The sequence below is a fragment of the Parabacteroides sp. B2-S-102 genome, assembly GCF_023656665.1.
Classification (GTDB): Bacteria; Bacteroidota; Bacteroidia; order Bacteroidales; family Tannerellaceae; genus Parabacteroides; species Parabacteroides distasonis.
In genome coordinates this window covers 36,600-63,484 of sequence record NZ_JAMOKM010000024.1, presented here as the reverse complement: position 1 = coordinate 63,484, position 26,885 = coordinate 36,600, and the positions used below count along the sequence as shown (strand labels likewise).

42 protein-coding genes are annotated in these 26,885 nt (G+C 43.6%); 5 read left to right on the top strand and 37 right to left on the bottom strand.

Annotated features, from left to right (window positions below):
* Nucleotides 1–102 precede the first annotated feature (102 nt).
* The gene (gene bamG, locus NBH07_RS20165; RefSeq protein WP_156682577.1) at nt 103–1,308 is read right to left on the bottom strand and encodes a BamG family beta-barrel-assembly machinery protein; all 1,206 of its coding nucleotides are present in this window, start codon (nt 1,306–1,308) and stop codon (nt 103–105) included.
* Entirely contained in the window at nt 1,295–2,611 is a 1,317-nt protein-coding gene (locus NBH07_RS20160; protein WP_009017973.1) for a DUF4270 family protein, read from the bottom strand. Before NBH07_RS20160 ends, bamG begins: the two co-directional genes overlap by 14 nt.
* Before the next feature lie 271 nt (nt 2,612–2,882).
* Between NBH07_RS20160 and NBH07_RS20155 the strand changes: the two genes are divergently transcribed.
* Nucleotides 2,883–3,884, top strand: coding sequence for a Kelch repeat-containing protein (locus NBH07_RS20155; protein WP_005854023.1), 1,002 nt, complete (start codon nt 2,883–2,885; stop codon nt 3,882–3,884).
* Complete coding sequence (locus NBH07_RS20150; protein WP_008779938.1) at nt 3,871–4,224, top strand: DUF4907 domain-containing protein; 354 nt, start codon at nt 3,871–3,873, stop codon at nt 4,222–4,224. The genes NBH07_RS20155 and NBH07_RS20150 overlap by 14 nt, the downstream gene beginning before the upstream one ends.
* A 132-nt stretch (nt 4,225–4,356) precedes the next feature.
* Here the strand turns inward: NBH07_RS20150 and eno are convergent, their stop codons facing one another.
* Nucleotides 4,357–5,640 (bottom strand): phosphopyruvate hydratase, encoded by a 1,284-nt coding sequence (gene eno / locus NBH07_RS20145; protein WP_005854019.1) that lies wholly within the window; start codon nt 5,638–5,640, stop codon nt 4,357–4,359.
* A gap of 215 nt (nt 5,641–5,855) precedes the next feature.
* Here eno and NBH07_RS20140 point away from each other — a divergent pair, with 215 nt between their 5' ends.
* Entirely contained in the window at nt 5,856–6,338 is a 483-nt protein-coding gene (locus tag NBH07_RS20140) for a hypothetical protein (protein WP_005854018.1), read from the top strand.
* 166 nt (nt 6,339–6,504) lie between these two features.
* Here NBH07_RS20140 and rplQ read toward each other — a convergent pair whose 3' ends face one another.
* The 34 genes from rplQ to NBH07_RS19970 all read right to left on the bottom strand — a co-directional run bounded on the left by rplQ (nt 6,505) and on the right by NBH07_RS19970 (nt 25,420).
* Nucleotides 6,505–6,990, bottom strand: coding sequence for a 50S ribosomal protein L17 (gene rplQ, locus NBH07_RS20135; RefSeq protein WP_005854016.1), 486 nt, complete (start codon nt 6,988–6,990; stop codon nt 6,505–6,507).
* Nucleotides 6,991–6,997: 7 nt separating this feature from the next.
* Nucleotides 6,998–7,990, bottom strand: coding sequence for a DNA-directed RNA polymerase subunit alpha (locus tag NBH07_RS20130; protein WP_005854014.1), 993 nt, complete (start codon nt 7,988–7,990; stop codon nt 6,998–7,000).
* A 12-nt stretch (nt 7,991–8,002) separates the two neighbouring features.
* The gene (gene rpsD, locus NBH07_RS20125) at nt 8,003–8,608 is read right to left on the bottom strand and encodes a 30S ribosomal protein S4 (RefSeq protein ID WP_005854012.1); all 606 of its coding nucleotides are present in this window, start codon (nt 8,606–8,608) and stop codon (nt 8,003–8,005) included.
* 123 nt (nt 8,609–8,731) lie between these two features.
* Entirely contained in the window at nt 8,732–9,121 is a 390-nt protein-coding gene (gene rpsK / locus NBH07_RS20120) for a 30S ribosomal protein S11 (protein WP_005634781.1), read from the bottom strand.
* An 11-nt stretch (nt 9,122–9,132) separates the two neighbouring features.
* Nucleotides 9,133–9,513, bottom strand: coding sequence for a 30S ribosomal protein S13 (gene rpsM, locus NBH07_RS20115; RefSeq protein WP_008779937.1), 381 nt, complete (start codon nt 9,511–9,513; stop codon nt 9,133–9,135).
* Nucleotides 9,514–9,548: 35 nt separating this feature from the next.
* Nucleotides 9,549–9,665 (bottom strand): type B 50S ribosomal protein L36, encoded by a 117-nt coding sequence (gene ykgO, locus NBH07_RS20110; RefSeq protein WP_005645768.1) that lies wholly within the window; start codon nt 9,663–9,665, stop codon nt 9,549–9,551.
* Between the two features lie 13 nt (nt 9,666–9,678).
* Nucleotides 9,679–9,897 (bottom strand): translation initiation factor IF-1, encoded by a 219-nt coding sequence (infA, locus tag NBH07_RS20105; RefSeq protein WP_005854007.1) that lies wholly within the window; start codon nt 9,895–9,897, stop codon nt 9,679–9,681.
* 10 nt (nt 9,898–9,907) lie between these two features.
* The gene (map, locus tag NBH07_RS20100; protein WP_005867121.1) at nt 9,908–10,693 is read right to left on the bottom strand and encodes a type I methionyl aminopeptidase; all 786 of its coding nucleotides are present in this window, start codon (nt 10,691–10,693) and stop codon (nt 9,908–9,910) included.
* A 4-nt stretch (nt 10,694–10,697) separates the two neighbouring features.
* Nucleotides 10,698–12,038, bottom strand: a complete 1,341-nt coding sequence (secY, locus tag NBH07_RS20095) for a preprotein translocase subunit SecY (RefSeq protein WP_005854004.1) — start codon at nt 12,036–12,038, stop codon at nt 10,698–10,700.
* A gap of 3 nt (nt 12,039–12,041) precedes the next feature.
* Nucleotides 12,042–12,488 carry a 50S ribosomal protein L15 gene (rplO, locus tag NBH07_RS20090; RefSeq protein ID WP_005853999.1) on the bottom strand — a complete coding sequence of 149 codons (447 nt, stop codon included), beginning with the start codon at nt 12,486–12,488 and terminating at the stop codon, nt 12,042–12,044.
* Between the two features lie 29 nt (nt 12,489–12,517).
* Entirely contained in the window at nt 12,518–12,694 is a 177-nt protein-coding gene (gene rpmD / locus NBH07_RS20085; protein ID WP_005853996.1) for a 50S ribosomal protein L30, read from the bottom strand.
* A gap of 18 nt (nt 12,695–12,712) precedes the next feature.
* Nucleotides 12,713–13,231, bottom strand: a complete 519-nt coding sequence (gene rpsE / locus NBH07_RS20080; protein WP_008773758.1) for a 30S ribosomal protein S5 — start codon at nt 13,229–13,231, stop codon at nt 12,713–12,715.
* A complete protein-coding gene (rplR, locus tag NBH07_RS20075) occupies nt 13,231–13,575 on the bottom strand; it encodes a 50S ribosomal protein L18 (RefSeq protein ID WP_005853992.1) in 345 nt (114 codons plus the stop codon). Before rplR ends, rpsE begins: the two co-directional genes overlap by 1 nt.
* 21 nt (nt 13,576–13,596) lie before the next feature.
* The gene (gene rplF / locus NBH07_RS20070; protein WP_005853990.1) at nt 13,597–14,148 is read right to left on the bottom strand and encodes a 50S ribosomal protein L6; all 552 of its coding nucleotides are present in this window, start codon (nt 14,146–14,148) and stop codon (nt 13,597–13,599) included.
* A 16-nt stretch (nt 14,149–14,164) separates the two neighbouring features.
* On the bottom strand, nt 14,165–14,560 hold the full coding sequence (gene rpsH / locus NBH07_RS20065) for a 30S ribosomal protein S8 (protein WP_122377378.1): 396 nt from the start codon (nt 14,558–14,560) through the stop codon (nt 14,165–14,167).
* A 58-nt stretch (nt 14,561–14,618) separates the two neighbouring features.
* Nucleotides 14,619–14,888 carry a 30S ribosomal protein S14 gene (rpsN, locus tag NBH07_RS20060; RefSeq protein ID WP_005853988.1) on the bottom strand — a complete coding sequence of 90 codons (270 nt, stop codon included), beginning with the start codon at nt 14,886–14,888 and terminating at the stop codon, nt 14,619–14,621.
* Between the two features lie 6 nt (nt 14,889–14,894).
* Entirely contained in the window at nt 14,895–15,452 is a 558-nt protein-coding gene (rplE, locus tag NBH07_RS20055) for a 50S ribosomal protein L5 (RefSeq protein ID WP_005853986.1), read from the bottom strand.
* Entirely contained in the window at nt 15,452–15,772 is a 321-nt protein-coding gene (gene rplX / locus NBH07_RS20050; RefSeq protein ID WP_005853984.1) for a 50S ribosomal protein L24, read from the bottom strand. The genes rplE and rplX overlap by 1 nt, the downstream gene beginning before the upstream one ends.
* Nucleotides 15,773–15,791: 19 nt before the next feature.
* Nucleotides 15,792–16,157 (bottom strand): 50S ribosomal protein L14, encoded by a 366-nt coding sequence (gene rplN, locus NBH07_RS20045; RefSeq protein WP_005853982.1) that lies wholly within the window; start codon nt 16,155–16,157, stop codon nt 15,792–15,794.
* Nucleotide 16,158: 1 nt separating this feature from the next.
* The gene (gene rpsQ, locus NBH07_RS20040) at nt 16,159–16,416 is read right to left on the bottom strand and encodes a 30S ribosomal protein S17 (RefSeq protein ID WP_005853980.1); all 258 of its coding nucleotides are present in this window, start codon (nt 16,414–16,416) and stop codon (nt 16,159–16,161) included.
* Nucleotides 16,417–16,425: 9 nt separating this feature from the next.
* The gene (rpmC, locus tag NBH07_RS20035) at nt 16,426–16,623 is read right to left on the bottom strand and encodes a 50S ribosomal protein L29 (RefSeq protein WP_005853979.1); all 198 of its coding nucleotides are present in this window, start codon (nt 16,621–16,623) and stop codon (nt 16,426–16,428) included.
* A 5-nt stretch (nt 16,624–16,628) separates the two neighbouring features.
* Entirely contained in the window at nt 16,629–17,063 is a 435-nt protein-coding gene (gene rplP, locus NBH07_RS20030) for a 50S ribosomal protein L16 (RefSeq protein ID WP_005853976.1), read from the bottom strand.
* Nucleotides 17,064–17,083: 20 nt separating this feature from the next.
* Nucleotides 17,084–17,818 (bottom strand): 30S ribosomal protein S3, encoded by a 735-nt coding sequence (gene rpsC / locus NBH07_RS20025; RefSeq protein WP_005853974.1) that lies wholly within the window; start codon nt 17,816–17,818, stop codon nt 17,084–17,086.
* Between the two features lie 7 nt (nt 17,819–17,825).
* The gene (gene rplV / locus NBH07_RS20020) at nt 17,826–18,236 is read right to left on the bottom strand and encodes a 50S ribosomal protein L22 (RefSeq protein WP_005853972.1); all 411 of its coding nucleotides are present in this window, start codon (nt 18,234–18,236) and stop codon (nt 17,826–17,828) included.
* A 52-nt stretch (nt 18,237–18,288) separates the two neighbouring features.
* Nucleotides 18,289–18,558: a 30S ribosomal protein S19 gene (rpsS, locus tag NBH07_RS20015; protein WP_005634738.1), complete on the bottom strand. Its 270-nt coding sequence runs from the start codon at nt 18,556–18,558 to the stop codon at nt 18,289–18,291.
* Between the two features lie 20 nt (nt 18,559–18,578).
* Nucleotides 18,579–19,403, bottom strand: a complete 825-nt coding sequence (gene rplB, locus NBH07_RS20010; protein WP_005853970.1) for a 50S ribosomal protein L2 — start codon at nt 19,401–19,403, stop codon at nt 18,579–18,581.
* A gap of 8 nt (nt 19,404–19,411) precedes the next feature.
* On the bottom strand, nt 19,412–19,705 hold the full coding sequence (gene rplW, locus NBH07_RS20005; protein ID WP_005853968.1) for a 50S ribosomal protein L23: 294 nt from the start codon (nt 19,703–19,705) through the stop codon (nt 19,412–19,414).
* An 11-nt stretch (nt 19,706–19,716) separates the two neighbouring features.
* The gene (rplD, locus tag NBH07_RS20000) at nt 19,717–20,346 is read right to left on the bottom strand and encodes a 50S ribosomal protein L4 (RefSeq protein WP_005853966.1); all 630 of its coding nucleotides are present in this window, start codon (nt 20,344–20,346) and stop codon (nt 19,717–19,719) included.
* Complete coding sequence (rplC, locus tag NBH07_RS19995; RefSeq protein ID WP_005853963.1) at nt 20,346–20,963, bottom strand: 50S ribosomal protein L3; 618 nt, start codon at nt 20,961–20,963, stop codon at nt 20,346–20,348. The genes rplD and rplC overlap by 1 nt, the downstream gene beginning before the upstream one ends.
* 19 nt (nt 20,964–20,982) lie before the next feature.
* The gene (rpsJ, locus tag NBH07_RS19990; protein ID WP_005853961.1) at nt 20,983–21,288 is read right to left on the bottom strand and encodes a 30S ribosomal protein S10; all 306 of its coding nucleotides are present in this window, start codon (nt 21,286–21,288) and stop codon (nt 20,983–20,985) included.
* 22 nt (nt 21,289–21,310) lie between these two features.
* Nucleotides 21,311–23,437, bottom strand: coding sequence for an elongation factor G (gene fusA / locus NBH07_RS19985; protein ID WP_009017971.1), 2,127 nt, complete (start codon nt 23,435–23,437; stop codon nt 21,311–21,313).
* Nucleotides 23,438–23,459: 22 nt separating this feature from the next.
* Entirely contained in the window at nt 23,460–23,936 is a 477-nt protein-coding gene (gene rpsG / locus NBH07_RS19980; protein ID WP_005853957.1) for a 30S ribosomal protein S7, read from the bottom strand.
* 153 nt (nt 23,937–24,089) lie between these two features.
* Entirely contained in the window at nt 24,090–24,500 is a 411-nt protein-coding gene (gene rpsL / locus NBH07_RS19975) for a 30S ribosomal protein S12 (protein ID WP_005853956.1), read from the bottom strand.
* Nucleotides 24,501–24,823: 323 nt separating this feature from the next.
* Nucleotides 24,824–25,420 (bottom strand): HU family DNA-binding protein, encoded by a 597-nt coding sequence (locus NBH07_RS19970; RefSeq protein WP_009017970.1) that lies wholly within the window; start codon nt 25,418–25,420, stop codon nt 24,824–24,826.
* 314 nt (nt 25,421–25,734) lie between these two features.
* Here NBH07_RS19970 and NBH07_RS19965 point away from each other — a divergent pair, with 314 nt between their 5' ends.
* Together NBH07_RS19965 and NBH07_RS19960 are read left to right on the top strand one after the other, a co-directional pair.
* Nucleotides 25,735–26,289, top strand: a complete 555-nt coding sequence (locus NBH07_RS19965) for a hypothetical protein (RefSeq protein WP_039848777.1) — start codon at nt 25,735–25,737, stop codon at nt 26,287–26,289.
* Complete coding sequence (locus NBH07_RS19960; RefSeq protein ID WP_229045792.1) at nt 26,220–26,837, top strand: DUF3874 domain-containing protein; 618 nt, start codon at nt 26,220–26,222, stop codon at nt 26,835–26,837. The genes NBH07_RS19965 and NBH07_RS19960 overlap by 70 nt, the downstream gene beginning before the upstream one ends.
* The last annotated feature ends 48 nt before the right edge of the window (nt 26,838–26,885 follow it).

Genomic DNA, 26,885 nt, shown 5'->3' with positions numbered 1-26,885 from the left:
TGATAATAAGAATGAAGAAGATGCAATTTCTCTTCTTCGCTGTAATGCTCATGTTTTTTGCGCATAATAATTACACATTTTATTGTTATTGAATGTGTCTACCTATATCAGCATAAGACAGAACTTCTCGCTTAATGTATAGGTCACCGTAAAGCCCATGATATCTCTTCGCAACGCATTCCCTTGCAATTGGAGACGATCGTAATAAAACGCCGTATTGATACGGCCATTCAGGACGGGTAATCCCAAGCCGACGCTTACCCGATACGCCCCGCCGGATTGTCCTTTCAACCGCAGGTAAGGCGTGGAAACAGAAACACCCGCTTTATAAGACATCCGTTTCCAATAACTGCTGGAGCTAAATCCATTCGGGAAATAGCATACGCCCAAGCGCAGCTCATGCGAATCCCGGAACTTTACCCGGCTATCGCTCGAGTTCAATACCCCGTATTGCCGGAATAGATAGTCCAACGCATACGTCCATTTTTTATGCGCCAATGAGCTACCGATGCCTATATATTGAGGTAGATATTGTGTCACCCTTTTCTGGTTATAGGGGGTTTCCGTGCTGCTTCCCGTCACCGTCACCGTATTTTTCAATGAGATCCGTTGCTTATAACCGTAAATGGCGCCGACCGTTAGAAAGGTTTCCCGGGCGATCGGACGATGATATTGTAAACCGAAATCGGCGTAAAAAGAGCGGCCGGACATCTCCCTTGACACTGTCATCGCACTTTGTATCTCATTCTGTGTCATATTTCCGAAGATAAAATTAAGATTCATACCGACTGATAGATGCTTGGTCAATGAAAAACCTTGGGAGAGGAAAGCCTTGGAAAGTCCGCCTGTCCCCGAAAACGTACTGGTTACAAAGGTGCCGGGAGATCCTTCCAACTCTTGCGAGGACTTAAAATAATACCCAACGAAACTATAAGGAGTTACCCCGGCGGACATATACCACCGTCGCATGATACGCCCTCCCAATGAGAAAGCGGAGAAATTTCCGGTGAATGCGTTGCTAGAGCTCCCGTCTGAGCGGTATCGCTCATTCTTCACGAAGGCAGATGCCTCAGCGAACAACTTACAACTATCCAACGCCGTCAATCCGGCAGGATTCTCTATATTCATCAGCATCCCTTCTCGCATGCCGACAGTGACACCCGCCATCGAGGTATTTTGACCATATAAACCGGAAGCCATCTCACCCAGTCCAAACATCGAGTAAGGTGAGGAAGTCATCGCATTCTGTGCGGATGCGCTTGCCGCCATCAAGAGGCAAGGGTAAAGAAGGTATCTAGTAACTTTCATAGACCTTATAAATGAGTTGTAGGGTGACCGGGTTACGTCCTCCCTGATCGTTAAACGTCAAGTTCTTGAACGTGCCGGTGTAATCATCACTATTAAAAACCAACTGAAGATTATGCTTATACATGCCAAAGGCACCTAGCTCCTCTTGCATGAATTGAGTCACGTCGAAATAATAATAGGTGTTCTCGTTAAACGTATTGTCTTCCGATAGCGTACCTCGTTGAACCTCGGAACCGAGATAATCGGTCACGGCATCCGTCACCACATTATTCTCATCGGCGATATATAGGTAGAGGCTGTCCGGCAAGGTATTGTAATCCGAATAAGTGCCTTGCTCGGGATAAATCTTAAGTAAAGCGCTCTCAATCTCCACTTGCGTGCCTTGTTGCATCAGATTATTCAAATACGGGAATTCCAGACGGGTATACCAACCCAAGCCTCCGAATAATACGCCCCGGTTACCAAGCTCGGCCGAAGGTATCTCCACTCCTTTCATCGGATATCCTGCCATATCCGTTCCACTACGGTCATGGTCAATATGATTGAACTGGGTATCCGTATTCGGGAAGAACCATAATTCCTTCTCTGTGGAAAGCTCATCGGACAAATGATAATGCAGGACTAAAGCGGCGGAGGAATCGGCTACCGTGAAAGTCAGCAGAGACTCGCTTCCCGCCAAGTCCGGCACGATCGCCACCCCTTTGAAATAATCCTCAAAGCGCTCCTCGGACACCGCTTGATCCTGCGCATGAAAACGGGACAAGAGGTCTTGCCCTAGCGCATCGGGAAGACGGACTTCCAGTTTCTCCCCCCCCTTCGGCTTCGGTTTAAATGAGCAGACCGCCAAAGCCTCGGGAGCGTAAGAGACACTGCTATTATTATATAAATACCCGTTATCGTTTAAGACGATCTTCTCCGTTAGCTGATAAATCGAGAGGGTTTGTTGGAGGGTCGTGTCTCCTACAAAGCGACCGTCGAAAGCGAGAGACAGGACTAGCGAGTCCAGTACGACCGTCTCGTCCGGATCAGTCCCATAGCTAGGTCTTTCATAAGCGATAAAGCTATGCGACGAGACGACTCCCCATAATGAATGTTTGTACCGGCCTACCAAAGCGACGTTCTTACCAGATGTCTCCAACGAGTCGATCAATACCGAGGTCACTACGACCGTGCTGGTATCTATACGAACGTTACGGAAAGCGGAGTCCACCAGATCGCTGCCATACGTACCGTTCTCGTCATAACAGGAAAACAGTCCCAGACAGAGCATCAAGCCCCCCAAAGCAAAGAATGTTCTAACCATACTTCTTATTTAATAAGCGAATAATCTTTTATCAATCCGATGGCAAAGAACGTATTTAGTGCAAAACCCGGCAAGATAAACCCATGAACCCACCGGTTTCCTCTGTAAACGGCCCGATACTGAAGATGAAACCGATTTCAAAACCATTCGAGGCCCTAACCTATCAATCCGGCTTATTCACCGATAAAAACCGTATGTTTACCGATTTAATTTGTGGGTCTCGTAAAACCCTCGTTCTTTTGCTTCCGTAAAAACAAAATACGTAGTTAGAATGATACACAAAAGGATTCTTGTATTCTTGATCGCTTTTCTTCCTGTCATCATCAGCGCTTGCAGTGATGACGATGACGATGATTTGATCGGTAAGTGGTACCGTGTCTCTGACATGGACGGATTGGCGCGAAATTACGCCTCCTCTTTCACGATCGGTAACAAAGGATATCTGATTTGCGGAAACGACGGAAAAAATCGTTTATCGGATTGTTGGGAATATGATATGGAACGAGATACTTGGACGCAAAAGGCGGACTTTCCCGGAACCGCCCGCAATTCGGCCGTAGCTATGGCGGTAGATGAAAAGGGATATCTGGGAACCGGATACGACGGTACCAATTACTTGAACGACTTCTGGGAATTTAACCCGACCACCAATACGTGGGCACAGAAAGCGGATTTCCCCGGCTCGGGCCGATATGGAGCCGTGGCCTTCGGGGTAAACGGTAAAGCGTATATCGGATGCGGATACGACGGGAATTACCTAAAAGACTTTTATGCCTTTAATCCGGTGGCAAATAGCTGGACGCAAACGATCAGTATCGGCGGGACAAAGCGTCAGGGCGCTACCAGCTTCGTGATAAATGGAATCGCTTATGTATGTTGCGGACAAAATAACGGCGAATATGTAGACGATTTCTGGAAATTCGATCCCAGCACGGAATCATGGACCCAACTTAGGGATATATCGGATTCCTCGGACGAGGATTATGACGATGATTATACGATCACACGTACGAACGGGGTTGCTTTCGTGATTGATGGAGCCGCTTATCTGACTTGCGGTGAGAGCGGAAGCCTACGTAGCGACACTTGGAAATATTATCCGGCCACCGATCTATGGGAAAACGTAGCTAAATTCAAGGGAACTGCCCGTACGGCGACAGCATCTTTCTCCTCTGGCGAGAAAGGATTCGTAGTATCCGGCAAAAGTGGTACCACTCAATTTGATGATATTTGGGAATTTCACCCGAATGAATATGACGATGATGAATACTAAGAAAGGACGGGCTTGGTTCGTACCGGGCCTAGTGGTACTGCCGGTATTACTGTTTTATTTATCTTTTTTCCGGGGTGAAGAAATGGGGTCTTCTCCCGGGCGGCAACTGGAGTTGCAAACATTTCAATCGGGGGATGGCTGGGGGTACCAGATTAGGATGAACGGAAAGGTGTTGATTTACCAACCCACCATTCCCTCTATTGATACGGTAATTGCGTTCCCGGATAAGGAAAGCGCAGAAAACATAGGCACACTCGTATTAAATAAATTGGCCGGGAACAGGAACTTCTCGGTCTCTAGAGAAGAGATACAACATTCACTCTCTTATTTAGGGCAATAGATTTATAATCATTAAATGTTTGGAGCAGGCTGGCTATTGATTAGTAGGTTTGCTTCGTTTTTTCCACTAAAAAGAAAAAGGGAGTCCACCTTGATAGGTGAACTCCCCCATTTCTCAAGCAAATAATGAAAATTACTTCTTATAAGTCTTATAACCATAAACAGCCAAGGAACCCAATTCCTCCTCGATACGAAGCAACTGGTTGTATTTCGCCATACGATCGGAACGGCTTAAGGAGCCGGTCTTGATTTGTCCGCTGTTGGTAGCTACGGCGATATCGGCGATCGTAGCATCCTCTGTCTCACCGGAACGGTGGGAAGTCACGGATGTATAGCCATTACGGTGGGCCATCTCGATAGCGTCTAATGTCTCGCTCAATGTACCGATCTGGTTTACCTTGATCAAGATGGAGTTCGCGCAACCCTTCTCGATACCTTTCTTCAAGAACTCTACGTTTGTAACGAATAGGTCATCACCTACCAACTGGCATTTTCCGCCTAGCGTGGAGGTTAGCATTTGCCAACCGGCCCAGTCATTCTCGTCCATACCATCCTCGATAGAATCAATCGGGTATTTGTTCACCAACTCACTCAGATAAGCGACTTGTTGCTGGGCGTTACGCTTAGCGCCTTTCTCACCCTCGAATTTCGTATAATCATACACACCATCGTGATAAAACTCGGAAGCAGCGCAATCCATGGCTATCGTCACATCCTTGCCCGGCTCATATCCAGCGGCTTTGATAGCGGCCATAATAGAATTCAAGGCATCTTCCGTACCATCCAATGCCGGAGCGAAACCGCCCTCATCACCTACAGCCGTGCTCAAGCCACGATCGTGCAATACTTTCTTCAACGCATGGAAAACCTCTGCGCCCATACGAAGCCCCTCACGGAAACTCTTCGCACCTACCGGACGAATCATGAATTCCTGAAAAGCGATCGGAGCGTCGGAGTGAGAACCTCCATTGATAATGTTCATCATAGGAACCGGCAACACGTAGGTATTTGTTCCACCGATATAACGATATAAAGGCAGATCCAGATAATTAGCCGCTGCCTTCGCTACGGCAAGCGATACACCTAACATAGCGTTAGCTCCTAGATTTGATTTTGTCTTTGTACCATCCAAATCCAGCAACTTATGGTCTATCTCTCTTTGATTCAAGGCGCTCATTCCTAAAATGGCGGGAGCGATTACCTTATTTACATTATCCACGGCACGGAGAACGCCTTTGCCACCGTAGCGATTCTTATCGCCATCGCGTAACTCGATAGCCTCGTTCTCACCGGTAGAGGCGCCAGAAGGTACAGCCGCACGACCGAATGCGCCGGAAGCCAAATGTACGTCTACTTCTACTGTCGGGTTACCACGTGAATCAAGTATCTCTCTACCTACTACTTTTACAATTTCCATATTACTATATTTGTTTTATTAGTTGTTCAATGATGTCTTACTTTTCTTTTTCACAAATATAACAATAGCCAAGCAAGGAATGTTTGCGGAAGCCTATCGAGTTTTTCAATCTTTTAATAGATGATTTTTACTATTTGCCTAAACCTTTCAAAAAAAGCTTTTGTTGTTTATGAAAGAATATACTCATACTAAGATGAAAAAGGTACTTACCACTATTGACTCTTCTAGATTTATTCCTGCTGTTTGGCAAAGGGGAGTTCATTTATGCGGATACCGCATCTGTCCCTCCGGAATATAAAGCTTGCCTGTGCTCTTCTTGTGAAGATCATATTGATGATAATCACCATACCGGATACTCTTTTGATCAAGAGGATGGAGAAGTCATCGCAAAAGGGCTTTCCACTGAACCGGATAATTTCTTACCGCAACGTCTGAATTTGTACAACGCTTTCGAGACGAAAGATTATGATAATGGCATACAACAAACCTCTGGATTTTTCAACACGCCTAATGGAAAGTTCATTTGGCAAGATTATTTATACCAAGACCGCTTATTAAATGCGACTCAGCAATATGAACCATCTTTAGAGAATCTCTCAAAAGCAGTGAAACTAGCCGAATACTATCGTTATCTGGGCTATTTCTATTACCTCAAAAAGATCTGGACAATTCAAAAATATACTGGAATAAGGTCTTAGAGATCGATCCTTCTAATAAGGTAGCGCAGGAGGCTCTTCAAAGCATACAATAAAAACAATTATAAACTTCATATTTCTTTACACTGCTATATTTGCACTATACCTCAACAAAAAAAGCGATCCGTGTGTACGAATCGCTTTTTTTATATGATTATAAAAAACTTGCTTATTCAGCTGCTTTTTCCTCGCTAGCTGCTTCAGCTGTAGGAGCTTCTGCAACCGATGCTGTTGCTTTTTTACGAGAACGTCTTGTTTTAGGAGCTTTCTTAGCGGCTGTATCCTTCAACATATTTTCGTTATAGTCTACTAACTCAATAAAGCACATAGCTGCGTTGTCACCTAAACGGTTACCAGTCTTGATAATTCTGGTATAACCACCCGGACGATCACCGATCTTCTGAGCAATTTCCTTGAACAACTCTGTTACAGCAAATTTGTCTTGCAAATTGCTAAATACCACACGTCTAGAGTGAGTTGTATCCTCCTTAGACTTCGTGATAAGTGGTTCTACATACTTACGTAGCGCTTTTGCCTTTGCTGTCGTAGTAAAGATTCTCTTATGCTTGATCAAAGAACAAGCCATATTCGAAAGCATTGCGTCACGGTGAGTATTTGTACGACCTAAATGATTGAATTTCTTATTATGTCTCATCGTTTACTTACTCTTTATCTAATTTATATTTTGTGATATCCATACCGAATGAAAGGTTCAAGCTCTCAAGCAGTTCATCAAGTTCAGTGAGCGACTTTTTACCGAAGTTACGGAATTTCAACAAATCATTCTTATTGAACTTAACCAACTCACCTAGTGTTTCAACATCTGCGGCCTTTAAGCAATTCAATGCACGAACGGAAAGGTCCATATCAGCCAGCTTGCTCTTAAGCAACTGACGCATATGAAGTACTTCTTCATCGAACTCTTCATTGCCTTCAGTATCCGCTGTCTCGATCGCAATCTTTTCATCTGAGAACAACATGAAATGATGAATCAGAATCTTCGCTGCTTCCTTCAACGCTTCCTTCGGATGAATAGAACCATCTGTGGCTATTTCAAGAACCAACTTCTCGTAGTCCGTCTTCTGTTCAACACGGAAGTTCTCGATTGAATATTTTACGTTACGTATCGGAGTGAAGATAGAGTCGATAGCGATCACATGTATATCTGCGTTCGGGTCTCTGTTCTCATCTGCGGGTACATAACCGCGACCTTTATTAATAGTCAATTCAATCTGGAAACTTGCGGTCGGATCCAAGCGGCAAATAACCAAATCAGGATTCAATATCTCGAATCCAGTCAGTTGCTTACCAATATCACCGGCTTTGAACACTTCCGAACCCGAAACAGTAATACTCACTTTTTCATTCTCGATGTCGTCTACGATATGCTTGAAACGAACTTGCTTCAGATTCAAGATAATGTTTGTCACATCCTCGATAACACCCGGGATTGTACCAAATTCATGGTCAACCCCGTCGATCTTAATGGATGTAATAGCAAAACCTTCAAGTGACGACAGGAGAATACGACGTAAAGCATTACCTATTGTAATACCATAGCCGGGTTCCAACGGACGAAATTCAAACTTTCCGAAGAAATTGTCCGCTTCCAACATTAATACTTTATCGGGTTTTTGAAATGCTAATATCGCCATGGAAATCAATTATTATTTAGAATACAATTCTACGATCAACTGCTCTTTAATGTTTTCAGGAATGTCAGCTCTTTCCGGCAGATGCAGTAATTTTCCGCTCATTGAGGACTGATCCCACTCAATCCAAGGATATTTGCTGTGATTGAAACCTGACAATGCGTCGGCAATAACCTCCATGGATTTAGATTTTTCTCTAACACCAATAACCTGACCGGGTTTTACAGAGTAAGAAGGAATGTTTACAACACTTCCGTCTACTGTAATGTGACGATGAGAAACCAACTGACGAGCTGCGGCTCTTGTCGGGGCTATACCCAAACGATAAACCACATTGTCAAGACGGCCTTCTAACAATTGAAGAAGCACCTCACCGGTAATACCTTTAGAGCGTGAAGCTTTTTCGAATAAGTTTCTAAATTGCTTCTCCAATACGCCATAAGTGTATTTTGCTTTTTGCTTCTCACGAAGCTGGATACCGTATTCAGAAGTCTTTCTTTTTCTGGAGTTACCATGTTGTCCAGGAGGATAGTTCTTCTTAGAAAGAACTTTATCCGCACCGAATATTGCCTCACCAAACTTACGGGCAATTCTTGTTCTTGGTCCAGTATATCTTGCCATTTTTTTATTTTTTTAAATGTTCTGTTTGAATCTGGAACCGTGCAGCCGCGATTACAGAGAGGATAAGGTCAATATGCAATCTATTCACAATTCCGGATTCAATGTTTAAGAAACTATAATTAATTATACTCTTCTCTTTTTCGGAGGACGACACCCGTTATGAGGAAGCGGTGTAACATCAACGATTTCTGTTACCTCGATACCTGCGCCATGGATCGTTCTGATAGCGGACTCACGACCGTTACCCGGACCCTTAACGAATACTTTCACCTTTCTTAAACCAAGATCATAAGCTACTTTAGCGCAATCCTGTGCTGCCATCTGAGCTGCATAAGGAGTATTCTTCTTAGAGCTTCTGAATCCCATCTTACCAGCGGAAGACCAGCTGATTACTTGTCCTTCGCTATTCGCTAAAGACACAATAATGTTGTTAAAAGAAGAATGAATATGAGCTTGACCGTAAGCGTCAACTTTTACGTTTCTCTTCTTTGCTGCGACTGTTTTCTTTGCCATATTAACTCTTATTATTTAGTAGCTTTTTTCTTATTTGCAACAGTTTTCTTCTTACCCTTACGAGTACGAGCGTTGTTCTTTGTGCTTTGGCCTCTCAAAGGCAGACCAACACGGTGACGAACACCTCTGTAGCAACCAATATCCATCAGACGCTTGATGTTCAACTGAACTTCTGAACGAAGGTCACCTTCAACCTTGTACTCAGCGCCAATGACTTCACGAACTTTTGCGGCTTGATCGTCTGTCCAATCCTTAACTTTGATATCACGATCAACCCCAGCCTTATCTAATACGGATTTTGCAGCGCTACGACCAATACCATAGATATAAGTCAAAGCGATTTCTCCTCTTTTATTTTGTGGCAAGTCTACACCAACTATTCTTATAGCCATATTACTTACTTAGATTATTTTGCAAAAATAATAAATTATCCTTGACGTTGTTTATACTTAGGATTTTTCTTGTTAATTACGTATAAGCGACCCTTTCTTCTTACTATCTTGCACTCAGGTGTACGCTTCTTTAAAGATGCTCTTACTTTCATATCGTGTTTAATTTTATTTGTATCTAAAAGCAATTCTACCTTTCGATAGATCATACGGAGACATTTCTACTCTTACCTTATCCCCCGGAAGGATCTTAATGTAATGCATACGCATCTTTCCTGAGATATGAGCGGTAATTTCATGTCCGTTCTCCAATTCTACACGAAACATCGCGTTTGACAATGCTTCTACAATTACTCCATCTTTCTCTATTGCTGATTGTTTAGCCATATAAATCCAATTAAATTGCGTTTTCTCCTAGAACTTCCTCTAAAAACTTAAATGAAGATAAGATCTGGGGACCATCCGGACGTATAGCGATACAATGCTCGAAATGAGCAGAAGGCTTTCTGTCCTTTGTGCGAACCGTCCATCCGTCTTTCTCAAATGCAACGTTCTTGCTTCCCATGTTGATCATCGGCTCGATGCAGATACACATTCCGTTACGCAATAACGGTCCGCATCCACGTCTGCCATAATTAGGCACTTCCGGTTCCTCATGCATTTTCCGACCTATACCATGTCCCACCAGCTCTCTTACGACAGAGTAACCTTGAGACTCGCAATAAGTCTGAATCGCATTACTGATATCACCCAAACGGTGACCTTCAACAGCACATTGGATACCTAAATAAAGTGAATCCTTCGTCGCTTTCAACAATTTCTTCACTTCCGGCGCAACCTCACCTACACAGAAAGTGTAAGCGGAGTCACCGACAAAACCATTCAATATCGTCCCACAATCCACAGAGATCACGTCACCTTCTTTCAAGATCATCTTAGAAGAAGGAATACCATGCACCACCTGATCATTCACTGAGGCACATATTGAATTAGGGAAACCACCATATCCCAAAAAAGCCGGAACAGCACCATTATCTCTAATGAACTCTTCCGCAATCTTATCAAGTTGAAGTGTGGAGACTCCGGGGACAATATGCTTAGCTACCTCGCCAAGTGTCTTACCTACCAGTTGATTAGCCTCACGCATCAACTCAATCTCTTCATCTGTCTTTAAATAGATCATTCTATTAATAAGCGGCAACAGAGCCTGTACGGCCTTTAATTCTTCCTGACTTCAACAAACCGTCATAATGACGCATTAGCAAATGACTTTCAACTTGCTGCAATGTATCCAACACCACACCAACCAAAATCAACAAAGATGTACCACCAAAGAATTGGGAGAACTCCATACTTACACCGGCAATTCTAGCGAAAGCGGGCATGATAGCAACCAACGCAAGGAAAAAAGCACCCGGCAAAGTAATACGGTCCATAATGGTATCCAGATAGTCTTTGGTATTCTTACCCGGTTTCACACCCGGAATAAAACCATTGTTTCTCTTCAAATCATCTGACATCTGGGTCGGATTGATCGTAATAGCCGTATAGAAATACGTAAACAGGATAATCAACACCGCAAACACGAAGTTGTACCAAAATCCCGTATTATCCATGAAAGCAGCCCAAAAACCGCTCTGCTCTCCCGTACTAGAGAAACCTACAATTGAGATAGGAATAAACATGATCGCCTGAGCGAAGATGATAGGCATTACGTTAGCGGCATTCACCTTCAGAGGGATATACTGACGCGCGCCACCATATTGTTTATTACCGATAATTCTTTTCGCATATTGCACGGGGACCTTACGAGTACCTTGTACCAATAAGATCGCACCAGCGATAACAAGCAAAAGGAACAACATCTCAAATAAGAACATAACCAGACCACCGGTTTTCTCACTTGTTCTAGAAACGAATTCTTGGAACAAAGAGTGCGGCAGACGGGCTATAATACCAACTAAAATGATAAATGAAATACCATTTCCAACACCTTTATCTGTAATTCTTTCACCTAGCCATAAGATAAACATACTTCCCGCAGCCAAGATGATCGTAGATGAGATCGTGAACCAAATACCACCCGGTAAAGCAGCGCCGGCAGCCTTAAGCTGAACGCTTAAATTCACCAAGTAAGTAGGACCTTGGAATAACAAGATCGCTATCGTCAAGTAACGAGTCCACTGATTGATTTTTCTACGGCCACTCTCACCCTCTCTCTGCAATTTTTGGAAAGAAGGAACTGCGATGGCTAACAACTGCATAACAATTGAAGCGGAGATATATGGCATGATTCCCAACGCAAAAATAGATGCGTTAGAAAAGGCTCCACCTGAGAACATATCCAACAGTGCAAGCAATCCGCCTCTTGTCTGCTCCTGTAAAGCGGTTAACGCTTTGGGATCGATACCCGGAAGCACTACATACGTACCAAAACGGTATATAGCCACCAATAAAAGAGTGGTGAGGATCCGATTTCTCAGATCCTCAATCTTCCAGATATTCTTGATTGTTTCAACAGCTCTCATGACTTAGAGTTTAACGACTGTTCCACCTGCGGCTTGGATAGCTGCCTCTGCGCTCTTAGAGAAAGCGTGAGCCTCAACCTCTAACTTAGCGGTCAAGCTACCGTTACCAAGAATTTTAACCACTTGAGAAGAAGAGATGAAACCAGCCTCCATCAATTCATTAATACCAATCTTAGTCAATTGCTTAGCCTCTGCCATTTGTTGCAAAGTATCGATATTAATAGCTTTATATTCTACACGGTTAATATTCTTGAAACCGAATTTAGGCAAACGTCTTTGAATAGGCATCTGACCACCTTCGAAACCAATCTTGTTCTTGTAGCCAGATCTAGACTTGGCACCTTTATGACCTCTTGTTGAAGTTCCGCCTAATCCTGAACCCGGACCACGTCCGATTCTTTTTCTGGTCTTGGTAGATCCTTCAGCCGGTTTTAAATTTGATAAATTCATATCGTATAATTTATTTTTTCAACCAATTATTACTTTTCTACAGAAACCAAATGTTTCACTTTCTCAACCATACCTAAGATCGCCGGATTAGCTTCATGCTCTACAATCTGGTTCATCTTTCTCAGCCCTAGTGCGTCAAGCGTTCTCTTTTGGTCTTTCGGGCATTTAATTCTACTTTTAACTTGCTTTACTTTAATAGTCGCCATAAACTTATCCCCCCCTAATTAACCTCTAAATACTTTTTCAACAGCAACACCTCTGTTCTGAGCAACATCGAACGGGCTTCTCAACTCACCTAGCGCAGCGATAGTAGCTTTCACCAAGTTATGAGGGTTGGAAGAACCTTTAGATTTTGCCAAAACGTCTGTAATACCTACGCTCTCCAATACGGCACGCATAGCACCACCAGCCTTAACACCGGTACCGTGAGATGCCGGTCTAATCAGCACTTGAGCACCACCGAATTTAGCTAATTGTTCGTGAGGGATCGTACCTTTGTGTACCGGAACCTTGATCAAGTTCTTCTTAGCAGCTTCTACACCTTTAGCGATAGCTGTCGTTACCTCACCGGCTTTACCTAATCCCCAGCCAACGATACCATCCTCGTTTCCTACTACAACGATAGCAGCAAAACTGAATGTACGTCCACCTTTTGTAACCTTAGTTACACGGTTGATTGCAACCAGTCTGTCCTTCAACTCTAAGTCGTTGGTCGATTTAACTCTATTATTTGCCATCTTCATTAAAATTTAAGGCCGCCGTTACGTGCAGCATCTGCTAATTCTTTAATTCTCCCGTGATACAGGTAACCATTACGGTCGAAAACCACTGTCTGAACGCCAGCTTCCTGAGCGCCTTTAGCGATTAATTCACCAACCTTAGCAGCGATCTCCTTTTTCGGAGCCTTAACATCTAATTTCAAAGATGAAGCAGCGGCTAAAGTCTTGCCTGTAGTATCATCTATCACCTGTGCGTAGATTTGCTTGTTGCTTCTAAACACAGTCAGGCGCGGACGCTCAGTAGTTCCTGAGATTTTGCCGCGTACGCCTGCTTTTATTTTTAATCTTCTTTCTAGCTTCGTTGTCATGATAATTTCAGTTTACGTAGATTACTTACCTGCTGACTTACCAGACTTTCTGCGAATCTCTTCACCCACGAACTTAATACCCTTACCTTTATACGGTTCAGGCATTCTGAATGAACGGATCTTCGCACAAATCTGACCTAATAATTGTTTGTCAGCCGATTCAAGGATAATAAGAGGGTTCTTATTTCTCTCAGACTTCGTCTCAACTTTCACTTCCTTCGGCAACTGCAAATAGATATTGTGAGTATAACCTAAAGAAAGATCCAATAACTGACCTGTATTTGAAACACGGTAACCAACACCTACTAACTCAAGCTCCTTCTTATATCCCTCTGAGCAGCCAACAACCATGTTGTTGATCAAAGAACGATACAAACCGTGTAACGCACGATGATTCTTATCATCAGTAGGTCTTGTTAAATGGATAACTCCGTCTTCCAAAGTAACGTTAATATCAGGATTCACTTCCTGTACAAGTTCACCTTTAGGGCCTTTAACTGTTACTACATTATCCTTAATTGTAACTGTAACACCAGCCGGTACATGAATTGGTAATTTTCCTATTCTTGACATTCTTCTTCCCTCCTAATTAATAAACGTAACATAATACCTCGCCACCGATCTTCAGATCGCAGGCCTCTTTGTCAGTCATCACACCTTTAGAAGTAGAAAGAACAGCAATACCTAAACCATTCAATACTCTCGGCATTTCTTTGTAACCAGTGTACTTACGCAAACCGGGCGTAGAAACTCTCTCAAGTTTCTTAATCGCATTAACTTTGTTTACTAGGTCATACTTCAAGGCGATCTTGATCGTACCTTGAGGACCATCCTCTACAAACTTAAAATTAAGAATGTAGCCCTTGTCGAAAAGGATCTTAGTGATCTCTTTCTTTAAATTTGACGCCGGCACCTCAACAACTCTGTGCTTCGCTTTGATTGCGTTACGCAATCTTGTCAAATAATCTGCAATAGGATCTGTCATATAAATAATTAATTAAATTGATCCGGCCACCCGGACAATATTTAAACTAAAAAAACTCTTACCAACTTGCTTTCTTTACACCCGGGATTAAACCATTAGATGCCATTTCACGCAATTGGATACGAGAAATACCGAACTGGCGTACATACCCTTTCGGACGTCCTGTAATCTTGCAACGGTTGTGCAAACGTACAGGAGAAGCATTTTTAGGTAAAGCCTGCAAAGCCTCATAGTTACCTTCTGCCTTAAGCTGAGCTCTTTTAGCGGCATACTTAGCAACAAGCTTTGCTCTTTTAACCTCACGGGCCTTCATTGATTCCTTAGCCATAACTACTTAGTCTTTTTTTCCGTTTTTAAAAGGCAATCCAAATTCTCTCAAAAGAGCATAACCTTCTTCGTCTGTTTTCGCAGAGGTCACAAAGGTAATATTCATTCCCAATATTTTGGTAATATTATCGATATTTATTTCAGGAAAAATGATTTGTTCCTGAATACCGAGTGTATAATTGCCTCTTCCGTCTAACTTACTCTCAATTCCCTTGAAGTCGCGGATACGAGGAAGAGCGACACGAACAAGTCTCTCCAAGAACTCGTACATCTGCTCACGACGTAATGTCACCATCACACCGATCGGCATCTTCTTACGCAACTTAAAGTTAGAGATATCCTTTTTAGATACGGTAGCGACAGCTTTTTGACCGGTAATCGTAGACAACTCGCTGATAGCGATATCGATGATCTTCTTGTCAGCCGTAGCCATACCTAATCCCTGATTAATCACGATTTTCTTCAAAACAGGTACCTGCATCACGGATTTGTAACCGAACTCCTTCGTTAAGGCAGGAACAATTCTGTCTTGGTATTCTTTCTTAAGACTGGCAGTATTGCTCATTACTTAATTTCCTCCCCTGATTTTTTAGAATAACGCACTAAAGCACCCTTCTCATTCAACTTACGGCCGATACGTGTAGCTTTACCAGATTTCGGGTCAACCACGTTAAGGTTAGAAAGATGAATAGGAGCTTCCTTCTTTTCGATTCCTCCTTGAGGATTCTTCGCATTAGGCTTGGTATGCTTTGATACCACATTAATACCTTCGACAATCGCACGATTATCTTTTACAAGTACCTGTAAAACACGACCTGTCTTACCTTTGTCCTCGCCGGCATTAACAAATACTATATCGCCTTTTTTGATATGTAATTTACTCATTACTTTAAATTTTACGAGATTAAAGCACTTCAGGTGCAAGTGATACAATTTTCATGTTTGTTGCACGAAGCTCTCTGGCAACCGGACCGAAGATACGGCTACCACGGATATCGCCACCGGCATTCAATAATACGCAAGCGTTATCATCGAAACGGATATAAGAACCATCCGGACGGCGGATCTCTTTCTTAGTACGAACGATGATAGCCTTAGAAACAGCACCCTTCTTAACGTCGCTAGCTGGGATTACGCTTTTGATTGCTACTACGATCACATCACCTACAGTGGCATAACGCTTTCTCGTTCCGCCCAAAACACGGATACACAAAGCTTCCTTAGCTCCACTGTTATCTGCTACTACTAGTCTTGATTCTTGTTGTATCATCTTACTTAGCCCTTTCGATTATTTGAACTAATCTCCATCTTTTAGTCTTGCTCAAAGGACGAGTCTCCATAATCTTTACGGTATCGCCAATGTTGCATTCGTTATTTTCGTCGTGAGCATGATATTTCTTCGTCTTATTAACGAACTTTCCATAAATGGGGTGTTTTTCCTTCCATTTAATGGCAACCGTGATGCTTTTATCCATCTTGTTGCTCGTTACCACGCCCGTTCTTTCTTTTCTTAAATTTCTAGTTTCCATCAGGCTCAATTATTTGTTGTTAAGTTCTCTCTGGCGCAATTCTGTTTTCATGCGCGCAATCAATCTGCGTTGCTGTTTAATCTGAGAAGGATTATCCATAGGCGAGATGCTATGGTTAATCTTCTTCTGATCATAGGCCGCAACCTCTGCATCTACTCTCTCTAGCAACTCTTTCGTGCTTAGTTCTCTAATTTCTGCAATCTTCATAACAATTACGCATTTTGATTTTGCATGTCATAATCACGTCTCACAACAAACTTGGTTGTAACCGGAAGTTTTTGTGCGGCAAGGCGCAACGCTTCCTTAGCGATATCAAAGGGAACACCTTCGATCTCGAAAATCAGACGACCCGGAGTAACAGGCGCAACAAATCCCTCAGGATTACCTTTACCTTTACCCATACGAACCTCTGCAGGCTTCTTCGTGATTGGCTTATCCGGGAAGATACGAACCCAAACCTGCCCCTGACGTTGCATATAACGTGTAACGGCGATACGGGCAGCCTCGATCTGACGACCGGTAATCCATTTATTCTCTAATGACTTTATTCCAAAAGAACCGAAGGCCAGCTGGTTGCCACGTTGAGCTTCGCCCTTCATGCGACCTTTCTGCTGTCTTCTGAACTTGGTTTTCTTTGGTTGTAACATCTCTACTTAAATTCTAACGTTTAACGATTAGCTCTTTTTCTCTTGAAGTTCTTGTCTCTGTTGCCACCGGCATTGTCGTTTCTACGGCCTGTCTCCTTGGCAGCAGTGAAAGAAGGAGCAAGATCGCGCTTGCCATAAACCTCACCACGGCAGATCCAAACCTTAACACCCAGCAAACCAACTTTTGTCAAGGCCTCAGCCAAAGCATAGTCGATATCTGCTCTAAGAGTGTGCAACGGAGTTCTTCCTTCCTTATACATTTCCGAACGAGCCATTTCAGCGCCATTCAAACGACCAGAGATTTGAATCTTTATACCTTCGGCGCCCATTCTCATGGTAGAGGCGATAGCCATCTTTACCGCACGACGATATGCGATTTTACCTTCAAGCTGACGTGCGATGTTGTTTGCTACGATAACAGCGTCCAATTCAGGTCTCTTCACCTCGAAGATGTTGATCTGCACTTCTTTATCAGTGATCTTCTTCAACTCTTCCTTCAACTTATCAACTTCCTGACCACCTTTACCGATGATGATACCCGGACGTGACGTACAAACAGTGATCGTGATCAACTTAAGCGTACGTTCAATAACGATACGAGATACACTAGCTTTTGCAAGACGGGCATTCAAATATTTACGGATTTTGCTATCTTCCAGCAAAGTATCCCCGTAATTCTTACCGCCATACCAATTGGAATCCCAACCACGGATAATTCCTAAACGATTACTAATCGGATTAACCTTTTGTCCCATCTACAAATTAATTTTGACTATCGTTTTTACTAAGTGTATCAACAAACAGAGTTACGTGGTTCGAGCGTTTACGAATTCTGTAACCTCTTCCTTGAGGAGCCGGACGCATTCTCTTCAACGTAGTAGCGCAATCAACGCTGATTGAAGATACGCATAACTCTCCTGCTTCTGCTTTACGTTCATTTTTCTGTTCCCAGTTTGCGATTGCTGAACGAAGCAATTTTTCTACTCTTGCTGCAGCTTCCTTGTTAGAAAACTTCAAAACACCAAGCGCACGGAATACTTCCATACCGCGAATCATGTCTGCTACCAAACGCATCTTACGAGGAGAGGTAGGAACATTGTTCAACTTCGCGAAATACATGGTCTTTTGGGCTTCTTTTCTTGCTTCAGCTGATATTCTTTTTCTAGCACCCATTTTATTCGATTCTTTTTATTTTCAGATTCCTGAATTCCTGTTACTACCGATATTATTTCTTCTTGTTACCGGCGTGACCGCGGAAAGTACGTGTCGGTGAGAACTCTCCCAACTTGTGGCCTACCATATTCTCGGTTACGAAAACAGGAATAAATTTATTTCCATTATGAACTGCAATAGTATGGCCTACGAAATCAGGCGAAATCATTGAAGCTCTTGCCCATGTCTTAACTACGGCTTTCTTTCCTGACTCATTCATTGCCAGAACTTTCTTCTCAAGCTTTACATTAATATACGGGCCTTTTTTTAGCGAACGACTCATAGTTTACTTAATTAATCAGATTATTTCTTTCTTCTTTCAATAATATACTTTGAAGAATGCTTCTTAGGAGCTCTAGTCTTCAAGCCCTTAGCATATAAGCCATTACGGGATCTAGGATGACCTCCGGAAGAACGACCTTCACCACCACCCATTGGGTGATCAACCGGGTTCATAACAACACCACGGTTGCGAGGACGACGACCTAACCATCTAGAGCGACCGGCCTTACCTGATTTTTCAAGAGCATGGTCTGAATTGCCAACTGCGCCAATTGTAGCCTTACAAGCCGCAAGAATCTTTCTAGTTTCACCAGAAGGCATCTTAATAATCGCATAAGCGCCTTCCTTTGAAGTCAGCTGAGCGAATGCACCTGCGGAACGTACCATTTTGGCACCCTGTCCAGGACGAAGCTCAATATTGTGAATAATAGTACCAACGGGAATATTTGCCATAGGCAAAGTATTACCTACCTCAGGAGCGGCGTCGCTACCTGAAACCACTGTTTGGCCAACTTCCAATCCGTTCGGAGCGATGATATAGCTCTTTGCTCCGTCCGCATAATACAACAAAGCGATACGAGATGAACGGTTAGGATCATACTCGATAGACTTTACTGTCGCAGGAATGCCATCTTTGTTTCTCTTGAAATCGATAATTCTGTACTTTTGTTTGTGACCGCCACCGATATAACGCATTGTCATCTTACCAGTGTTGTTACGTCCACCTGTACTCTTCTTACCTACTACAAGAGACTTCTCTGGTGTACTTGCAGTGATTTTATCAAATGCACCAATAACTTTGTGTCTCTGCCCCGGTGTCGTGGGCTTTAATTTACGTATTCCCATTTCTCTTTTTAGATATTACTAAAGAAATCAATTGTTTCTCCTTCTTTCAACGTTACGATCGCTTTCTTGAAAGCAGCTTGCTTGCCGTTGATGATACCTGATTTTGTATAACGGCTTTTACGCTTTCCAGAGTAGTTGATGGTGTTAACATCAACTACTGTAACACTGTACATATCCTCTACAGCTTTCTTAATCTCCAATTTGTTGGCATCAGGAGAAACACGAAAACCATAGCGATTCGGAAATTTCTCTGTGATCGCTGTTTGTTTCTCAGTTACTATAGGCTTAATAATAATTCCCATTATTCTACTCCTTATGCTTTAAAATTTTGTTCAACAACAGCGACTGAACTTTCCGTTAAAACCAAATTAACAGCGTTTAACACAGCGTATGTATTTAGTTCAGAAGCAGTTATTACACTTGCCTTCTCTAAATTTCGAGCGGACAAATATACTAAATTATTCTTCTCCGGTAAAACCATAAGCAACTTTTTATCAGCCACTTTCAAGTTTTTAGCAATTGTTATAAATTCTTTAGTCTTAGGAGCTTCCATTGTGAAATCCTCTACGACAACAATCGCATTGTTCTTTGCCTTGTAGCTCAATGCTGACTTACGAGCCAAAGATTTTACTTTCTTGTTCAGCTTGAACTCATAATCACGAGGCTTCGGACCGAATACACGGCCACCACCAACCAACACCGGAGAGTTGATATCACCACGACGTGCGCCACCACCACCTTTCTGACGGATCAGCTTACGTGTACTACCAGATACTTCGCTTCTCTCTTTAGACTTATGCGTTCCCTGACGTTGATTTGCCAAATACTGCTTTACGTCCAAGTAAATAGCATGATCGTTGGGTTCAATGCCGAAGATCGCATCGTTCAAAGTTACCTTTCTTCCGGTATCTTCACCTTTAATATTAAATACGCTCAGTTCCATTACTTTTCAATTAATAAGATTGAACCTTTTGCTCCTGGAACAGATCCCTTTACCAATAAAAGGTTGTGTTCCGGCATTACCTTGATCACTTGAAGATTCTGAACGGTTACACGTTCGTTACCCATCTGGCCGCCCATTCGCATGCCCTTAAATACCTTTGCGGGGTAAGAACAAGCACCGATAGAACCCGGCTTACGAGCACGGTTATGCTGACCGTGAGTAGTCTGACCTACACCACCAAAACCATGACGTTTTACTACACCTTGGAAACCTTTACCCTTTGATGTACCCACTACATCCACGAAACCTGCGTCTTCCAAGAAGTCTACAGTGATCACGTCACCCAACTTGTACTCAGTTTCGAAATTCTTGAACTCGGCCAAGTGTCTTTGAGGTGCTACACCGGCTTTCTTGAAGTGACCCATCTCAGGCTGTGTCGTGTGCTTCTCTTTCTTCTCTTGGAAACCCAACTGTACAGCTTCATAGCCATCTTTCTCCAAAGTCTTGATCTGTGTAACCACACAAGGACCCACTTCGATAACAGTGCATGGAAGATTTTTTCCCTCGGCACTGAAAACGGATGTCATTCCGATTTTTTTTCCTAATAATCCTGGCATTTCACTAATTGTTAAAAACTTACACTTTAATTTCTACTTCTACACCGCTAGGTAATTCTAGCTTCATCAAAGCGTCAACTGTCTTCGCAGTTGAGCTATAGATATCGATTAATCTCTTATAAGAAGAGAGTTCGAACTGCTCACGAGATTTCTTGTTAACGAAAGTAGAGCGGTTCACTGTAAAGATACGTTTGTGCGTAGGAAGAGGTATAGGACCGCTAACGATAGCACCTGTAGCCTTTACCGTCTTTACGATCTTCTCGGCAGACTTGTCTACCAGAGAATAATCGTAAGACTTCAATTTAATTCTGATCTTTTGGCTCATATTTATTATATGTTTCTAAATATTATTTGATCAAATCAACGCGACCTTGCACCTCTGTCAATACTTGCTTAGCGATAGAAGAGGATACTTGAGCGTAGTGTGAGAACTGCATTGAAGATGTAGCACGACCTGAAGTAATCGTACGCAAAGCTGTCACATAACCGAATGTCTCAGCCAATGGAACCTTAGCCTTCACGATACGAGCTCCCGTACGGCTAGTCTCCATACCCTCAACTTGTCCACGACGCTTGTTCAAGTCACCGATAACGTCACCCATGCTCTCTTCTGGAGTAACAACCTCCATCTGCATGATCGGCTCCATCAATACAGGACCTGCCTTAGCGGAAGCGTTCTTGAACGCTTGGATAGCAGCGATCTCGAAAGACAACTGGTCTGAGTCTACCGGGTGGAAAGAACCATCGATCAAAGTCACTTTCAACTTGTCAAGCGGATAACCAGCCAACACACCGTTCTTCATAGCCTTCTCGAAACCTTTCTGTACGGACGGGATGAATTCCTTAGGAATGTTACCACCCTTCACCTCATCGATGAATTGCAAAGTACCCTCGAAGCTCTCGTCTGCCGGCTCCATACGAACGATGATATCTGCGAACTTACCACGACCTCCAGATTGCTTTTTGTAAACCTCGCGAAGCTCAACCGGCTGCGTGATAGCCTCCTTATAAGTAACCTGCGGACGGCCTTGGTTACATTCAACCTTGAACTCACGACGCAAACGGTCGATGATGATATCCAAGTGAAGCTCACCCATACCGCTAATAACGGTCTGACCTGTCTCCTCGTTTGTCTGTACGCGGAAAGTAGGATCCTCCTCGGCCAACTTAGCCAAGCCCATACCCAACTTATCCATGTCTTTCTGAGTCTTAGGCTCTACAGCGATACCGATAACCGGTTCCGGGAATTCCATAGACTCCAATGTGATCGGATGGTTTTCGTCGCAAAGCGTATCACCTGTACGGATATCCTTGAAACCAACACCTGCTCCGATATCACCACAACCAATCACCTCCATCGGGTTCTGCTTGTTAGAGTGCATCTGGAACAAACGCGAGATACGCTCTTTCTTTCCGGAACGAGTGTTCAACACATAAGAACCAGCGTTGATAGAACCTGCGTATACACGGAAGAAGCACAAACGACCTACATACGGGTCGGTAGCGATCTTAAATGCCAACGCCGTCAATGGCTCCTCGAACAAAGGTTTACGAGTGATTATTTTATCAGGATCTGAAGGATCCGTACCCTCGATAGCCGGAGTATCTTCAGGAGAAGGCAAAAACGCGCAAACTGCATCCAATAAAGTCTGTACACCTTTGTTCTTGAAAGAAGAACCACAAGTCATCGGGTTGATCTGCATAGCCAACGTACCCTTGCGGATAGCAACCATGATCTCCTCTTCCGTGATCGTAGAAGGATCATCGAAGTATTTCTCCATGATAGCGTCGTCGCACTCAGCCAAAGCCTCAAGCATCTTGTCGCGCCATTCCTCAGCCTCAGCTTGCAAGTCTGCCGGGATCTCCTCTACGCTATACTCGGCACCCATAGTCTCGTCGTGCCAGAAGATAGCCTTCATCTTGATCAAGTCGACAACACCCCTGAAAGTCTCCTCAGCTCCGATAGGGATCTGGATCGGACAAGGATTAGCTCCTAATACGTCCTTCAATTGGCGTACTACCTCATAGTAGTTAGCACCCGAGCGGTCCATCTTGTTAACGTAACCGATACGAGGCACATTATATTTATCAGCCTGACGCCATACAGTCTCAGACTGGGGCTCAACACCACCTACGGCACAGAATGTAGCAACAGCACCATCCAATACACGAAGAGAACGTTCAACCTCAACCGTGAAGTCTACGTGTCCCGGAGTGTCAATCAAGTTGATTTTATAACGGTTGCCCAAATAGTTCCAGAATGTAGTCGTAGCAGCGGAAGTAATCGTGATACCACGCTCCTGCTCCTGCGCCATCCAGTCCATTGTAGCAGTACCATCATGAGTCTCACCGATCTTGTGTGTCAAACCTGTGTAAAACAAGATACGTTCAGAAGTCGTTGTCTTACCAGCGTCAATGTGAGCCATGATACCGATGTTCCTAGTGAACATCAATTGCTTATCGTTGTTTGCCATATTCTTTTTATTGCCTTAAAAATTAAAATCTGAAGTGAGCGAACGCACGGTTAGCCTCAGCCATACGGTGCATATCTTCTTTTCTTTTGAATGCGCCACCTTGGTTATTGAAAGCATCTACAATCTCTGCAGACAACTTGTCAGCCATAGTCTTACCTCCACGTTTACGTGCGAAGATAATAAGGTTCTTCATAGAAATTGACTCTTTACGATCCGGGCGGATTTCAGTAGGGACTTGGAATGTAGCACCACCTACACGGCGTGACTTAACTTCGACTTGAGGAGTAATGTTATCAAGCGCAGCTTTCCAAATTTCGAGAGCGGACTTTTCCTCGTTAGGCAATTTGCCCTTAACGGTTTCCAAAGCGGAATAGAAAATTTCGAAGGCAGTATTTTTCTTGCCATCATACATCAAATGGTTAACGAATCTCGTAACCTTTACATCACCGAAAACAGGATCCGGAAGGATCTGTCTTTTCTTTGGTTTTGCTTTTCTCATTTTGTTTTCAAAAATTTGTTCTTGTCGTTGGTTGCCTTTAATTTGTCTTCAACGGTTCCGCTGAACCATTTACTCAACCTTATAGCCTATCCAAATAACTCAAACCTGTTTTAATACTTAAATTTAAATCTCAGTTTGAAGGCATGTAATTAATTACTTCTTCTTACCTTTTGCGGCAGCTGCTGCTTGACCCGGTTTCGGACGCTTAGCTCCATATTTGGAACGTCTTTGCGTACGGCCGTTAACACCCGCTGTATCCAACGTACCACGTACGATGTGATAACGCACACCCGGAAGGTCCTTTACACGACCACCACGTACCAATACGATAGAGTGCTCTTGCAAGTTGTGTCCTTCTCCCGGAATATAGGAGTTAACTTCCTTACCATTTGTCAAACGTACTCTCGCTACTTTACGCATTGCAGAGTTAGGTTTCTTCGGAGTCGTAGTGTAAACACGTACGCAAACGCCACGTCTTTGAGGACAAGCGTCCAATGCGGGTGATTTACCCTTCTCCACCAAAGTTTCCCTTCCTTTTCTAACTAATTGCTGAATTGTAGGCATTTCTTTCTTTTTTTAAACTTTGAATGTGTTATTATTATTTATCTAATCTTTTCCTATTTCGAGCCGCAAAGTTACGCATTATTTTCGGACAATCAATAAGTTGTGCCTGTTTTTTTCGTATACTCCGCACTAAAAACGGTGCAAAGGTACATATTTGTTCCCGTTTGGCAAGGTAGGCTCTTGTCGTATTTATTAATATTTAACATTTACCATCTCTATTTACCGATAAGTTTCATGCGTCACGGGCTTCACACAAACTCAATCCCCTTAAATCAAACGAGTTCCTGTGAAGCCTGTGAAAGCAATGGGATCGGATCGACGATTTACCTAACCAGCACGTAAAGCGACTGGTGACGGGTGCCGATATCACGCAATTTACCCGCCTCGACGAATTGATGCAGACGGCGGCTGGCCGTACTACTCGTCAGTCCGCAAAGCCGCTGGAAAGCGACACGGGTCATATATTCATGCTCGGCAAAATAGCTTGCGAGCAATTGGTCGATGCGCTCAGGTCCTAATTGGCGGGAATGGGATTTGTACTTGGCTCGTTCCAGCGTCATCGTCTTCAAGCTATCTTTCAGCTCTACCTCGGGACGGAAAGCCACGGACTTGAAACGGATGGACTCCGCACGTATCTCGTGCGTGGATTGTACGGCCGGGCATTGCAACGTGACTTGCAAATACCCCAACCCATCGATATGTACACGTTTTCCTTCACGCAAATATTCCGCTGTCACCTCGCTTAAAGAGATAAGCACGGCGGCCACGTCTGCCGGCGTGACCGTACATCGACCATGGATACGTTTGGCCAGATCATCCGTATCGATCGTGCCAGATGATACGATACGTGCGTGAAAACGAGGACGTTTCATGCTATCCTTCGATACCGGAGTCTTGTAAAAGTCATATTTTGCTGCCATATATCTAGTATGAGATTAAAAGGTTATTCATAGGAACATCGTATGCTATTAGTCATTTCACAAGGGTGATATGATCTTTTCACCTATGTGAAACGATCGTTTCATGATTGTGATACGTTCTTTTCACATAGGTGAAAAGATTATAGGTACTTAACAAAGGTACTACATTCATATCACCTAAACAAGAGTTCTTCCTAGTATTTTGGACAGATTACTTTTATTTCAAATGATAATATAAATATTTGGAAAACTTCAAGTTAACAACCTATATTCGCAGAAGAAAACGGTAAAAATAACCTCTAAAACATAGTATCATGAAAACTGTATCGGATTTTTTGGGCCAACTATGGCTTCGCTTCTTAAAACCAAACGGGCCAATCACCATACCACACCAAACCGAAGGTAAAGCCAAACGATTTAGCGACAATAACTCAATCCTTCAAAAGAGTCTGGAGACTTTCCTCCAAGAAATCATCGAGTTCCGTTTCAACTTGTTGAGCGAGGAGACTGAATATCGATACAAACGATCAGAAGCGGATCGCTTCTATCCGGTGACGCAACGTGACCTAAATAGCATTTGCATGGAGGCAAGACGGACGGGGATCGATTGCTGGGATCGGGATGTGAATCGTTTCGTATATTCAAAAGAGGTAAAAGAGTATCATCCTTTCCGGCAATATATGGAGCGGTTACCCGAATGGGACGGGAAAGACCGGGTAAGCGATCTGGCACGACGGGTCTCCTCAGAACCGTTATGGGTGGAGGGGTTTCATCGCTGGATGCTCGCCTTGGCCTCGCAATGGATGGGTTCGGGCTCATCAACCTCGATGAGTTCGACCGGTTGCCCGACCGTAAAATGGCTTTGCTGAAAAATTGGATGCAGATGGCCGGGATGAACGTACGCAAGGCACACGCCAAGCATTTCCACCCCCTACCCCGCCTAGCCTCATTTATTGGCACTACGAACCAGAAGAACCTATTAAGCGACCCCACGGGAAGCCGCCGTTTCCTATGCGTGGAGGTGCAAAGCAAGATTAATTGCGAAGGTATCGAGCATGATCAAATCTACGCCCAGCTGAAAGACGAGTTACAAAAAGGAGAGCGCCATTGGTTCACCTCCGGAGAGGAGGAGGCGATCATGCGATCGAATGAGGCTTTCTATAAACGTCCGATCGAGGAAGATGTGTTCCACGCCTGCTTCCGGGCCGCATGTCCGGGAGACCTAAATGTACATCCACTATCAGCTGCCTCCATTTTCCAGATATTAAAGGAAAAGAACCCAGCAGCCATGCGCGGTAGCACGGCAAGCAATTTCGGAAAGGTACTGACCGCCCTCCATATAGAGCGTAAACACACCCGCTACGGCAATCTTTATCAAGTAGTGCCGCTCACCCTTCACACGTTTCACAGGATTTAGCTGTAGCACAAGCAAATGCGGCCAGTGAAACGTATGTCATCGAAATCA